The organism is Paraburkholderia sp. SIMBA_053, from assembly GCF_046534895.1.
Classification (GTDB): Bacteria; Pseudomonadota; Gammaproteobacteria; order Burkholderiales; family Burkholderiaceae; genus Paraburkholderia; species Paraburkholderia caledonica.
The window spans coordinates 1-240 of sequence record NZ_JAWRXU010001581.1 but is presented as its reverse complement, the minus strand read 5'-3'; the positions used below and the strand labels follow the sequence as shown (position 1 = coordinate 240).

Below are 240 nucleotides of genomic sequence, written 5' to 3'. Positions count from 1 at the left end.
GCGGCACGTCGATATCGGGCGGACGCGGCTCGATTATCGGCACGCTGATCGGTGCGCTGCTGCTCGGCGTGCTGAACAACGGCCTCAACATGGTCGGCGTGAATCCGTACGTGCAGAACGTGATCAAGGGCGGAATCATCCTGCTCGCGATCTACATCAGCCGCGAACGCAAGAAGTGAAATCACATACTCCTTTGTTTACATTAATCGCAAGGCAATGCAATGACCACTCAGGACAACA

The 240-nt window shown here is 55.4% G+C and carries 1 protein-coding gene; it reads left to right on the top strand.

The genetic code is table 11. The annotated features are described in order from the left end of the window. Positions 1-179, top strand: a 179-nt coding sequence (locus tag SB753_RS40885; protein ID WP_410805656.1) for an ABC transporter permease subunit, incomplete at its 5' end; no start/stop codon positions are given. Between the last annotated feature and the right edge of the window lie 61 nt (positions 180-240).